At 74.2% G+C, this 11,382-nt stretch carries 11 protein-coding genes; 5 read left to right on the top strand and 6 right to left on the bottom strand.

Features of this window, described 5'->3' with window-relative positions; all coding sequences use genetic code 11:
• Nucleotides 1-15: 15 nt before the first annotated feature.
• Nucleotides 16-843, bottom strand: a complete 828-nt coding sequence (locus ACWEKM_RS22530; protein WP_451622973.1) for a COG4705 family protein — start codon at nt 841-843, stop codon at nt 16-18.
• 54 nt (nt 844-897) lie between these two features.
• Entirely contained in the window at nt 898-1,326 is a 429-nt protein-coding gene (locus ACWEKM_RS22525; RefSeq protein WP_451622972.1) for an ATP-binding protein, read from the bottom strand.
• 23 nt (nt 1,327-1,349) lie between these two features.
• Between ACWEKM_RS22525 and ACWEKM_RS22520 the strand changes: the two genes are divergently transcribed.
• Nucleotides 1,350-2,090, top strand: coding sequence for a response regulator transcription factor (locus ACWEKM_RS22520; protein ID WP_451622971.1), 741 nt, complete (start codon nt 1,350-1,352; stop codon nt 2,088-2,090).
• 41 nt (nt 2,091-2,131) lie between these two features.
• On the opposite strand, the gene prcB is transcribed toward ACWEKM_RS22520, so the two are convergent.
• The 3 genes from prcB to ACWEKM_RS22505 all read right to left on the bottom strand — a co-directional run bounded on the left by prcB (nt 2,132) and on the right by ACWEKM_RS22505 (nt 5,548).
• Complete coding sequence (gene prcB / locus ACWEKM_RS22515) at nt 2,132-2,986, bottom strand: proteasome subunit beta (protein WP_451622970.1); 855 nt, start codon at nt 2,984-2,986, stop codon at nt 2,132-2,134.
• Nucleotides 2,987-3,116: 130 nt separating this feature from the next.
• Nucleotides 3,117-4,064, bottom strand: coding sequence for a lysylphosphatidylglycerol synthase transmembrane domain-containing protein (locus ACWEKM_RS22510; RefSeq protein WP_451622969.1), 948 nt, complete (start codon nt 4,062-4,064; stop codon nt 3,117-3,119).
• Nucleotides 4,061-5,548 (bottom strand): hypothetical protein, encoded by a 1,488-nt coding sequence (locus ACWEKM_RS22505; protein WP_451623001.1) that lies wholly within the window; start codon nt 5,546-5,548, stop codon nt 4,061-4,063. The genes ACWEKM_RS22510 and ACWEKM_RS22505 overlap by 4 nt, the downstream gene beginning before the upstream one ends.
• Nucleotides 5,549-5,747: 199 nt before the next feature.
• Between ACWEKM_RS22505 and ACWEKM_RS22500 the strand changes: the two genes are divergently transcribed.
• Both ACWEKM_RS22500 and ACWEKM_RS22495 read left to right on the top strand, forming a co-directional pair.
• The gene (locus ACWEKM_RS22500; protein ID WP_451622968.1) at nt 5,748-6,131 is read left to right on the top strand and encodes a BlaI/MecI/CopY family transcriptional regulator; all 384 of its coding nucleotides are present in this window, start codon (nt 5,748-5,750) and stop codon (nt 6,129-6,131) included.
• The gene (locus ACWEKM_RS22495) at nt 6,128-7,021 is read left to right on the top strand and encodes a M48 family metalloprotease (RefSeq protein WP_451622967.1); all 894 of its coding nucleotides are present in this window, start codon (nt 6,128-6,130) and stop codon (nt 7,019-7,021) included. Before ACWEKM_RS22500 ends, ACWEKM_RS22495 begins: the two co-directional genes overlap by 4 nt.
• Nucleotides 7,022-7,183: 162 nt before the next feature.
• Here ACWEKM_RS22495 and ACWEKM_RS22490 read toward each other — a convergent pair whose 3' ends face one another.
• Entirely contained in the window at nt 7,184-7,924 is a 741-nt protein-coding gene (locus ACWEKM_RS22490) for an HAD family hydrolase (protein ID WP_451622966.1), read from the bottom strand.
• A 540-nt stretch (nt 7,925-8,464) separates the two neighbouring features.
• On the opposite strand from ACWEKM_RS22490, the gene ACWEKM_RS22485 reads away from it, so the two are divergent.
• Both ACWEKM_RS22485 and ACWEKM_RS22480 read left to right on the top strand, forming a co-directional pair.
• Nucleotides 8,465-10,165: an ArnT family glycosyltransferase gene (locus ACWEKM_RS22485; RefSeq protein ID WP_451623000.1), complete on the top strand. Its 1,701-nt coding sequence runs from the start codon at nt 8,465-8,467 to the stop codon at nt 10,163-10,165.
• Between the two features lie 69 nt (nt 10,166-10,234).
• On the top strand, nt 10,235-11,161 hold the full coding sequence (locus tag ACWEKM_RS22480; protein ID WP_451622965.1) for a MurR/RpiR family transcriptional regulator: 927 nt from the start codon (nt 10,235-10,237) through the stop codon (nt 11,159-11,161).
• The last annotated feature ends 221 nt before the right edge of the window (nt 11,162-11,382 follow it).

Genomic DNA, 11,382 nt, shown 5'->3' with positions numbered 1-11,382 from the left:
CCGGGCGGGCGCCCCTCACCCCGACGCGGGGGCGGCCCGCTCCTCGGTGACGTCCTTGCGGGTCACGGTGAGATGAATGACCAGGCCGAGGATGACCGCGAGGAACAGCACGCTGGTCACCACGGTGCCCAGCCCCAGGCCACCGTCACCGGTCGGCTGCGAGAGATAGTCGCCGACCGAGGCGCCGAGCGGGCGGGTGAGGACGTAGGCGATCCAGAAGCTCAGCACGGTGTCGAGGCCGAGCGCGAAGTGGGCGACGCCGACCGCCGCGATGGCGAGGGCGAACAGCACGGCGGACAGCCAGTAGCCGAGGTCCATGCGTTCCGCGACCAGGTCGCCGGCCGACGTGCCGAGGGCGAAGGTGAAGAGCACGGCGAGCCAGTAGAAGGTCTCGCGGGCGCCGGTGTCGATGCTGTGGATCGACAGGGTTCGCTCGCGGCGGTACCAGATGCCGAAGACGACGGCGAGGAGCAGCGCGAACACCGTGGTGCTCGTCTGCAGCGGCACGCCCATGTTGTCGGTGAGGTTGTCGCTGATGAGGGTGCCGACGACGCTGATCAGGGCGACGGCCGTCCAGTACACGGCGGCGCGGTAGGCCCGCGTGCGGAACTGCACGACGAGGACGGCCGCGAGCAGTGCGCTCATCAGCACCGACACACCGGTCAGGCCGAGGCCCGCCTTCTCGTTGAGCAGGTCGGCCGCGGTCTCGCCGACGGTGGTGCACAGCACCTTGATCACCCAGAAGTAGACGGTGACTTCGGGCACCTTGTTCCGGCGCGATCGACGGCCGGGCGCCGCCGTCACGGAGTCGACCACAGGGGTCCGGGAGGTCTCTGATGTCATGAGGCCCGACGGTGCCACCGGAAACCTGAACGCATCCTGACCGCCCGCCGCCGGTCAGCCCTCGGGTCCGAGGGGCACCAGCAGGGTGCAGGTGGTGGGCGCCGCCCGTGCCAGGGAGAGCCTGCCGCCGAGCGAGACCACCAGGTCACGGGCGAGCGCGAGGCCGATGCCGGACCCGTCGGCACCGCTGTGTCCGCGATAGAACAGTCGCGCCCCGTCGCCCGTGACCGGCCCCTGGTCCGCGACGTCGAAGGCGAGCGCGTCGCCGAGGTCGCGCACGGTGCGCCGTACCGTGCCGCGGCCGTGGACCCGGGCGTTGTCCAGCAGCACCCCGAGGATCTCGGCGACCGGTGCGCCGGGCACCTGTGTGTCCTGCGGAGGGCCCCGTGGGGCGCACTGCGGCCGGCGCCCGGCGCGGGCGAACCGCCATGGCGGCAGGCGGGCCGGTCCGCCGTCGGGGAACTCCGCGGACTGTGCGTGCATGGATCGCCCCTACGCTGGCCGGTATGCGTACACCCGCGGCGTCACCGGACCCCCGTCCCTTCCGTGTCCTCCTCGTCGAGGGCGACGACACGACCGGCCGCCGGGTGGAGAGCGGTCTGCGTGACAACGGCTACGCGCCGACCTGGATCCGCACCGGGTCGGGCGCGCTGGCCGAGGCCGAACGGGCGCCGTACGACGCGCTGTTGCTGGACCTCGGGCTGCCGGACATGGACGGCCTCGATGTCGCCCGGAGGGCGCGGGACCGCTTCCCCCACATGCGGATCGTCGTCCTCACGTCCCGCGAGGACGGCGCCGACGTGGTCGCCGGGATGGCGGCGGGCGCCGACGACCATCTGGTCAAGCCGTTCGGCCTCGACGTGCTCCTGTCCCGGCTGCGCGCGCATTTGCGCCCCCGGTACTCGGCCGCCCCGCTGCGCGATCCGGTCCGGCTCGGCGACCTCGTCCTCGACCTGGCGGCCCGGCGCTGCACCCTGGACGACCTGGAAGTCCCGTTGCGGCCCGAGGAGTTCGCCGTGCTCGTCGTGCTCGCCCGGTACGCGGACACGGCCGTGTCCCCGGAGCCGCTGAGGGCCCGGGTGCGGGACGAGGACCGGCCGGGCTCGACAGAGGCACTCGATGCCACCGTGGCGAGCCTGCGCCGCCGCCTGACCGACGCGGCCGAGTCCGCGCCGCGCGCCGTCCGGCTGCCGCGGATCTCCACCCTGCGCGGACACGCCTACCGACTCGAAACCGACCCGACGTAGCCCACACAAACCCGACGCAGCCCACCGGCACACCCGGAGAGTCAGAGCGCCGCGCCGGGGCCGTCCGGGCGGCCCCGGCGCTGTTCCACCATCTCGTGGCTGAGCCCCTCCGTCTCGGCCTCGGACAGTCGCTCGAAGCCGTCCTCGGTGATGACCGAGACCCGGGGGAAGATCCGCCGGTTGAGGTCGGGGCCGCCGGTGGCCGAATCGTCGTCCGCCGCGTCGTACAGCGCCTGGAGGGCCGCCAGCGCGGCGTCGCGGCGGGGCATGCCGGGCCGGAACAGCTTCTTCAGCGCGCCGCGGGCGTACGGGGAGCCGGAGCCCTCCGCGTGGAAGTCGTACTTCTCGTAGCGGCCGCCGGCGACGTCGAAGCTGAAGATGCGGCCTCGTCGGCCCTCGGGCGCCGACGGGTCGTAGCCGGCGAACAGGGGGACGACCGCGAGGCCCTGCATGGCCTGGCCGAGGTTCTGCCGGATCAGGCCGGCCAGCCGGGTCGCCTTGGCGTTGAGGGTCATGGGGGTGCCCTCGATCTTCTCGAAGTGCGCCAGCTCGACCTGATAGAGCCTCACCAGGTCCAGTGCCAGCCCGACCGTGCCGGCGAAGGCGACCGCCGAGAGGTCGTCCGCGGGGTGCACCTTCTCCAGGTCGCGCTGGGCGATCAGGTTGCCCATGGTGGCCCGGCGGTCGCCGGCGATCAGCACACCGTCGCGGTAGGTGAGGGCGAGGACCGTGGTGCCGTGCGGGAACCGGTCGGCCGCGGCCCGCACCCCGTCCGGGAAGGGGCGGCGCGTCGGCAGCAGTTCGGGCCGGTGCGCGGCGAGGAACTCGGTGAAGGACGCGGTGCCGGGCGTGCAGAACTCCTCCCCGAGCCGTCCGCCGGTGTTGTCTCCTGCCATGGCACTCCCCCTCGGTCGACCTCTTGTGGCTTCGGTCGTCGTCCTGTGGTTCGATCCGTCTTCTTGTGGTTCGGTCGTCGCCGACATTCGACTCCTACCTGATGCGGGCCCGCGGGAAACGCCGCGCGGCTCACAGCGCGTTGCGGCGCATCAGCACGCCGAGCACCAGCAGGCCCGGGACCAGCGGCAGCCACACGGTCAGCAGGCGGTAGCCGAGCACGGCGGAGGCCGCCGCCGCGCCCGGGGCCCCGTTGACGGTGAGCGCGAAAACGAGCGCGGCGTCCAGGGAGCCGATGCCGCCCGGGGTGGGCAGCAGGGCGGCGGCGCTGCTGGCGGCGAGGTACAGCAGCGCCACCCGGAGGGGGGACAGCGGCAGTTCGACGGCCTGGGAGACGGCGATCAGCACCAGGGAGTGCAGCGCGGCGAAGACCAGCGAGCCGCCCCACAGGGCGGCGGCGCGGGGCGGGTTCGCGTGCACGGCGCGGATGTCGGCGAGCACCGCGTGCAGGGCCCGCCGACAGCGGGGCCACAGCGGGGTGCGCGGCAGGACGGCCAGGAGGGAGACCGCGGCGAGCGCGGCGGCGAACGCGACCGCGGGGACGCGCGGCAGGTGCAGCAGGCCCGGGCAGGCCGTGGCGAGCGCGGCGATGAGCGCGCCGCGGGCCACGGCGCCCGCGGTGGCCTTGACCGCGAGGGCGCTCGCCGCGCGCCCGGCCGGGAGCCCGCAGCGCATCAGGAAGCGGAGGTTGACGGCGCCCGCGCCGAGTCCGGCGGGCAGCACGTGGTTGGCGGCGGAAGCGGCGAACTGCGTGGCCATCAGCCGACCGCCGGGCAGCCGGCACCGCACCGCGCCCTGCTGGGCGAGCGCCGAGGACGCCCAGGTGGCGACCGCCGCCGTGGCGCCCACCAGCAGCCAGCCCTGGTCGGCGACGGCCAGTCGCACGGCGCCCGACTCGATGGTGGGCCAGTGCCGCCGGGCCAGATAGGCGGCGACGAGCAGGACGGCGAGACAGCAGGCGGTGTGCCAGTAGGCGCGCCGTCGGCCGGGGGTGGTGGCGAGGTCCGCGGGGGACGTCATGAGCCGGCCGCCGGGGTGACGTAGTAGAGGCGCAGTCCGCCGAAGGACGTGGACGGCCAGGAGCGGGCGTACGCGGGTGGCCGACCGCCCGCCGTCACGAGCGTGGCCACGGGGGTGCGGTGCGCGGTCCGTTCGATGCCGGCCCGGGTCGTGTTGGCGTTGTGGCCGGAGGTGGCGGCGGAGGAGCAGCCGGCGTAGAAGGCGACCGGGATGGCGTCCTGCCCGGTGAGCAGGCAGGGCGGGCGGACGCCCAGGCGGTGCAGTTCGGCGGCGGTGCGCGCCCAGTCGCGGTGGGCGGCCGTGGTGCGCGCGACGGTGTGCTCCAGGACGGCCACCTGCACCGCGAGGTGCGCGACGAGCCCGGCCGCGACCAGGCCGATGGCGAGCGGCCGCCGGGCCGGTCCGGCCGCGGTCACGAGGTGGACGAGCGCGCCCGCCACCGGCAGGGCGAGCAGGGCGTAGGCGGGCAGCAGGAAGCGGGGTGCCGCGTATCCGATCAGGAACAGGTAGGGGAAGGCGGCGGTGGCCGCGCAGGCCGACGGCAGCAGGGTGGCGGTGGTGCGCCGGGCCCGGACGGCGACGGCCAGGCCGTACAGGGCGAGCACGGGCAGCACGAACCACCACACGGTGACCAGTGGGTGCGGCATCGCTCCGGTGCAGGGCCGGCACAGGGCACGGCCGCCGAGGCTGCGCAGTTGGTCGGTGACGGCGAGGTGCCAGCCGAGGCCGCCCTGGATGTCCGAACCGTCGGACAGCCGCCGGGCGAGGCCGCCGTAACTCACATACGCCTCGACGACCCACTCGGCGGCGCCGGCCGCGAGCCCGGCCAGGAGGGCGGCGAGCGGGCGCCAGTGGCGGCGGTACAGGGCGAGGGCGAGCAGCGGCAGGGCCGTCCAGGCCGCGTCGGTGGGCCGCATCCACGCCATCAGCGCCGCGCTCGCGGCCAAGCCCCAGACCGCGGCCCGGTCGGTCCGGTCGGCGCGGGCGCGCAGGAAGCAGGCGACGGCGGCGAGCGCGCCGACGGCGACCCAGTAGTTGGGCATGGCCTGCGGGCCGTAGAAGAGCGTCACCCACAGGGCGGCGAACAGGGCGCCCGCCAGGGCCAGGACGCGCACCGGGAACAGTCCCCGCCAGGCGCGCAGCGCCAGGAACAGGGCGAGCCCGGAGAGCACGGCGAGGTAGCTCCGCAGCAGCGGCGTGGACGAGGACCATGCGGTCACCGGCGCGACGAGCAGGGAGATGCCGCGGGCGCGGGGCGCGCTGAAGAAGGCCGCGGGGGCATGCCCACTGACCTGGCTGACGTACACGGTCTCGTCCCAGCCGAGGCCCATTCCGGGCCGTACGAGGACGAGTTGGGCGAGGGTGAAGGCGGCCGCCACGGCGGCCAGGGGGCGGTCCGCGCGGAATGTGCGGGCGGCGTCGGATCCGGGGCGCCGTCCGTCGCGACGTGTCCCGGTGAGTGTGACGTTCGCGTTGCCGGCCATCATCCACCCCTCCCGCCCTACAGTGTGTAGGGTTTCTGGCACCGACACCCTACAGGCGGTAGCACTGAGGGTGGGAGCCGAAGACAAAGCAGAAGACAAAGCCGAAGACAAACACGAGCAAAATAACCCGCATCGAGTGGCCGTGCGGCGCGGGTACGGCCAGCCGAATGACGGCCCTACGCGCTGTAAGGTTGGGGGCATGGCTGGCACGGATTCCCACGGCAGGGCGGAACGGCGCAGCGCCGGGGAGTTGGAGAGCGAGGTGCTGGCCGCGCTCTGGGCCACCGAACGGCCGCTGACCCCCGCCGAGATCCAGGCGGACATCGACGGCGCACTCGCCTACAACACGGTGCACACCATCCTCAAACGGCTGTACGACAAGGGACTTGTGCTGCGGGACGCCGACGGGCGGCGCGGCGCGTACCGGCCGGCGAAGAACGCCGCGGAGCTGACCGCCGAGGCGATGCACGAGGCCCTGGACCGCGGTCCGGACCCGATCGCCGCTCTCCAGCAGTTCGTGACCGGGCTGAGCGCCGAGGAGGAACGGGCGCTGCGCGACCTGCTGGGCGGGAGCGTCGCATGAGAGTCGATGTCTACGCACCGCTGCTGCTGTCGCTGCTGCTGCCCGCCGTCAGCCCGGTGATCGGCCGGCGGGTGGCCCCGGCGCTGGCCGCCCGGGTGCTCACCGCCGCGGCCGTGCTGACCGCGGCGGCCACCACCTGGTCCCTGGTGCTGCTCGCCACCACGCTGGTCGGCAGCGCGCCCTCGGTGGCCGCCGAGGCCCGGGAGGACGGACATCGGCTGGCCGAACCCGTGCCCGAGGCAATCGGCATCGCGGCGTGCGCGGCGCTGGCGGTCGTCGCCTGGCGGGTGCACCGCACCGTGCGGGCCGAACGCGCCACCCGGCGGGCCCTGCGGCGCCTGTCCCAGGGGCATCCCACGGACACCGAGCTGATCGTCGCCGCCTCCCCCGTGCCGCAGGCGTTCGCCATTCCGGGCCGTCCCGGCCGGATCCTGGTCACCTCCGCCATGCTGGGCGCGCTGGAACCGGCCGAACGGCGGGTGCTGCTCGCCCATGAGCGGGCCCATCTCGCCCACCGCCACGGGGCGTTGGTGACGGCGCTCGCACTGGCCGCCGCGGCCGATCCGCTGCTCGCCCCGACCCGTCGGGCGGTGACCTTCCTGGTGGAGCGTTGGGCCGACGAGCAGGCCGCGCGAGCGGTCGGGGACCGTGGGGCCACCGCCCGCGCCCTGGCCAGGGCCGCGCTCACCGCGTGCCGCACCCGGCCGGCGTGCGCCCTCGGTTTCGCGGACCGCGCCGTCACACGCCGGATCGCGGCCCTGCAGACGGCCCCGCCCCCGCGCCTGTGGCCCGTCGCGCTCGCGGTCCTCGCCCTGGGCGCCCTGTCGGCCCTGAGCGCCGCCGACGCCACCGACGATCTACTGGCGCTGCTGACGAGCGTGCTCTTCTGATCACCCGCCCACGAGATCGCCGGCCGGTACAGCAGCCACAGCCGGTGGCCGGAGGCGAAGTGCGCCGTCGGCTCCAGCGGCGACCGGAGCGGCGTCGCGGCCCTCGGATCACCGTCGAACGACTCGCCGTCCAGGGTTCGACGGCGTACGACCGGTGGGTGATCACTCCTTGCCCAACAGCTCCGCCAGGTCCGCGACGACCACGTCGGCGCCGTGCGCGTACAGGGCGTCGGACCGGCCCACGCGGTCGACGCCGACGACGTACCCGAAGCGCCCGCTGCGGCCCGCCTCCATGCCGGGCAGGGCGTCCTCGAAGACGGCGGCCCGCGCCGGTGGCACGCCGAGATCGCGGGCGGCGGCGAGGAAGGTGTCGGAGTGCGGCTTGCCCGGCAACCCGCGCTCGGCGGCGACCACGCCGTCGACGCGCACGTCGAAGAGGTGCTCGGCATCGATCGAACGCAGCACGTCGACGGTGTTGACGCTGGCGGAGACGATCGCGGTGCGCAGCCCGTGTGCCCGGACGGCCTCGACGTAGCGCAGGGTGCCCTCGTACGGCTCGACACCCTCGGTGCGGATTTTCGCCAGGAGCAGCCGGTTCTTGCGGTTGCCGAGGCCGCGCACCGTGGCGGCGTCGGGCGGGTCGTCGGGATGCCCCTCGGGCAGGTGGATGCCGCGGGCGGCGAGGAAGGTGCGCACACCGTCGGCCCGGGGGCGGCCGTCGACGTACTCGGCGTAGTCGGCGGCGGCGTCGAACGGGCGGAAGTGCTCGCCGTCCCGGTCGCGCAGGAAGGCGTCGAACGTCTCCTTCCAGGCGGCGGCGTGCACGACGGCCGTCCTGGTGACGACGCCGTCCAGGTCGAAGAGGCAGGCGAGGATGTCGTCGGGCAGACCAAGCTGTGTCATACCCGGCACTGTTCCCCACGACGGGCCCGGCACGGGCGCCGCCCGAGACGGGCCCGATCAGCGCGGTGAAGCCCTCGGCAGTGCCCGCACGGTGCTGGCCGGTCGCCGATGGGGTGCGCGCCCGGCCGCAGGGCGTACCACGCGTGCGGCGGGCGGAGGCGGCAGGCGGCGAGGCGGCAGGCGGAAGTCGCGGACCGTCAGATCGGGGGTGACCGGGGTTGTCCTCGGTGGACACCTGCTCGCGCAGAGGTAAGGCGAGGGCCGCGGCGCACGGCCCGCGGCAGCCGCGGGTCGCCGCCGCGCCGCCAGGCCGACACCGACAGCGAGGTGACGCCCAGGTCCGACCGTGCCGCGGTGAACTCCGGCCGGTCGCGGGCCGTACCGGTGTGTGCGGCAGAGGGTCTGCCGGTACGGCTCGTGAAGGGGCGGAAGATGGCGCGCGCAGCACACTCGGTCGTCGCACCCGAGGCAGCCCCGGAGCCCCCCGAGTCCTCCGAAGCCCCCGCGACCGCCGAGCCCTCCGCGACCCCCGAGGCCCCCATGGCTCCCGAGGTCCCCGACGGCGGCACGGCCCCGCCGCGCCCTGGGCGCGCGAAGGCCGCGTGGTGGACGCGTCTGCTCGCGGCGCTGCGCCGGCCCCGGCGCTGGCCGGTGCCGCTCCTTGTGGTGCTGCTGCTCGGGCAGTCGGCCGTGGCGATGGTGACCGCGGCCGTGCAGCAGACGCCGACCATCGACGAGCCGGTGTACGTGGCCGCGGCCACCGACTACCTGCATGAGCACCGGCTGCGGCTCAACCCCGAACATCCGCCGCTCGGCAAGCTGATCGTGATGGCCGGGGTGGCGGTCGCCGATCCGCACTACGACCCGTCGTACCCCGGCACGCAGGGACAGGTGGGGCGGCATCTGCTGTACGAGTCCGGCAACGATCCATGGCGGCTGATGCTGTGGGCCCGCCTGCCGGTGATCGCGCTGACGCTGCTGTTCGGACTGGTCGTGCTCGCGTTCGCGCGCGAGGTCGGCGGGCCGGCGGGCGGCCTGGTCGCGCTCGCCCTGTACGCCTTCTCCCCGGATGTCATCGCCCATGGCTCGCTGGCCACGCTCGACGTGCCGGCCGCGGGGTTCGTGCTGACATCGGCCTGGCTGGTGTGGCGGGCCCGGCGGCGGCCCGGACGGTATCTGCCGCTCGCCGGGGCGGCGCTCGGCGCCGCGCTGGCGACGAAGATGAGCGCGCTGCCCGCGGTTGTGGTGTTGCTGCCGCTGGCCGCGGTGTCGGTGCGGCACGCCCGGCACGCCGCGGGGCGAACCGGGCGACGCGGAACGCTGGCGGCGGGGGCGGCCGGGGCGGCGGTCGTGGCGGTGACCGCGGTCGCCGTGGTGTGGGCCGCCTACCTGGCGGTCGATCCGCGGTTGCGCCTCGCTCCCACGGAGTCGGTGCCCGCCCTGCACGGGCTGCGCGGGCGCCTGGTCGAGCTGCTGCCGTTCCCGGAGGCGTACCGGGTGGGCGTGCGGATGCAGTTCGGCCTGGAGGACCAGCCGTGGCAGGGCTTCCTGTTCGGGCGCGTGTACACCGGCTCCCTCTGGTACTACCTGCCGGCCGCCCTGTTGGTGAAGACGCCCCTCGGGCTGCTCGCGCTGGGGGCGGCCGGATCCGTCGCGGTGGTGGCGGTGCGCGGGACGCGGGACGCGGCGCCGTATCTGCTGCTGCCGCCCGCGGTGCTGCTGGCCGCGGCGATGACCGGGACGCGGGACTTCGGCACCCGCTACGCCGTGTTCGTGCCGATGTTCCTGGCGGTCGCGGCGGCCTGTGTGTTCGCGGTGCGATGGCGGTGGCAGCCGGTGGTGACGGGGGCGCTGGTGCTGTTCGTCGCCGCCAGTTCGCTCGGCACGTACCCCACCTATCTGCCGTACTCCAACGAGGCGTTCGGCGGACCCGAGCGGACCCGGCTGCTGCTGCACGACTCCAACGTGGACTGGGGGCAGGACCTGGGCCGGCTGGCCGACCGGCTCGCCGAGCGGTACCGGGGCGAGCGGATCTGGCTCGTCTACAAGGGCAGCGGGGTGCCCGCGTACTACGGCATCCACGCGGACGATCCACGCCGGGTCCCCCCGTCCGAGGTGCGTGGCGTGCTGGTCGTGTCCGACTCGTCGGTCGCCAAGGCGCGCGGACGGCTGGCCGAACTGATCGGCAGCAGCCGCCCCGTCGACGAGGTCGGTCATTCGATCATGATTTTCCGGCGTTGAGCACCACCCCTGGTCACCACGGTCCGTGAGCTATGTTGAGTCCTCGTGGGAGACAAAGGAGGGGCCCCGGTGCCATCGCCGCAGCAGGCGCGTGCGCAGGCGTCCGCGATCACCTCGGGCAAGACGGTGCCGGAGGCGGAAGCCGCTCCGACCTCCCAGCTCAGAGAGCTTTTCGACGGGCGTGTGCTGTCCCCCGGTCAGCGGCGGATCGCCCAGTACCTGATCGAGCACATCACCGAGGCCGCGTTTGTGTCGATCACCGACCTCGCCGAGCGGGTGGGCGTCAGCCAGCCCTCGGTGACCCGCTTCGCCGCCGCCGTCGGCTTCAGCGGTTACCCCGCGTTGCGGGAGCGGCTCCAGTCGATTGCGCTGGCGGCCCTTCCCGGCGGTGCTCCGGGGGCGGCCGAGGAGATGCGCAGCAACGAACTGCAGGCTGCCGTCGACGCCGAGATCGCGAACCTGGAGAACCTGCGGCGGGACTTCGCCGATCCGGACCGGGTGATCCGGGTGGGCCGGGAACTGTCCCGGTCGACCCCGCTGACCGTCCTCGGGCTGCGCATCTCCGTGTCGCTGGCCGAGTACTTCGCCTACGCCGCCCGCCGGATCCATCCCGACGTACGGCTGGTGACCCGCGGCGGGAGCGTGGCGTACGACGCGCTGCTCCAGTCACGTGAGGCGGGCGGCACCTGGATCCTCGCGTTCGGCATGCCGCGGCACGCGCAGGAGACGCTCACCGCGATCCGGGTCGCGCGCGGCGCCGGACTGCGGGTCGCCCTGGTGACCGATCTGGGGCTCGGGCCGCTGGCCGACGAGGCGGACGTCACCTTCGCCACCGGCACCGGTTCCCGGCTGGTCTTCGACTCCTACGCCGCACCCGGCATGCTGTCCGCGGCGCTGCTGCAGGCCATGACCGACGCCGACCCCGAGCGCACCCAGGCCCGCCTGGAGGAGTACGAACAGGTCGCCGAGCAGCACCAGTTCTTCCTGCGGGACTGAGCCCCGGTTCTTCCTGCGGGACTACGTCCCGGCCCCGCTCGAAGACCGACCGACCGGGACCGAACGGGACGATTCACCACAGGTCCGGCATGAATGTTTTCATGTTGCTTGCCAAGACGACGGCATATATAAATACTGCTCCCAGATCGCACCCGGTCACTCCGGGCGCGTTCCGCACCCCAGGACGCACCAGTCGCACCGCCCCGAGAAAGCCGGACCGC

Source organism: Streptomyces sp. NPDC004752, assembly GCF_053601275.1.
The sequence above is the reverse complement of the archived record's forward strand: the minus strand, read 5'-3'. Positions and strand labels throughout refer to the sequence as shown.

Excerpts from the sequence above, each read along its gene's own strand:
- ACWEKM_RS22530 (WP_451622973.1), bottom strand. The coding sequence starts at position 843 with ATGACATCAGAGACCTCCCGGACCCCTGTGGTCGACTCCGTGACGGCG.
- ACWEKM_RS22525 (WP_451622972.1), bottom strand. The coding sequence starts at position 1,326 with ATGCACGCACAGTCCGCGGAGTTCCCCGACGGCGGACCGGCCCGCCTG.
- ACWEKM_RS22520 (WP_451622971.1), top strand. The coding sequence starts at position 1,350 with ATGCGTACACCCGCGGCGTCACCGGACCCCCGTCCCTTCCGTGTCCTC.
- prcB (WP_451622970.1), bottom strand. The coding sequence starts at position 2,986 with ATGGCAGGAGACAACACCGGCGGACGGCTCGGGGAGGAGTTCTGCACG.
- ACWEKM_RS22510 (WP_451622969.1), bottom strand. The coding sequence starts at position 4,064 with ATGACGTCCCCCGCGGACCTCGCCACCACCCCCGGCCGACGGCGCGCC.
- ACWEKM_RS22505 (WP_451623001.1), bottom strand. The coding sequence starts at position 5,548 with ATGGCCGGCAACGCGAACGTCACACTCACCGGGACACGTCGCGACGGA.
- ACWEKM_RS22500 (WP_451622968.1), top strand. The coding sequence starts at position 5,748 with ATGGCTGGCACGGATTCCCACGGCAGGGCGGAACGGCGCAGCGCCGGG.
- ACWEKM_RS22495 (WP_451622967.1), top strand. The coding sequence starts at position 6,128 with ATGAGAGTCGATGTCTACGCACCGCTGCTGCTGTCGCTGCTGCTGCCC.
- ACWEKM_RS22490 (WP_451622966.1), bottom strand. The coding sequence starts at position 7,924 with ATGACACAGCTTGGTCTGCCCGACGACATCCTCGCCTGCCTCTTCGAC.
- ACWEKM_RS22485 (WP_451623000.1), top strand. The coding sequence starts at position 8,465 with ATGGCTCCCGAGGTCCCCGACGGCGGCACGGCCCCGCCGCGCCCTGGG.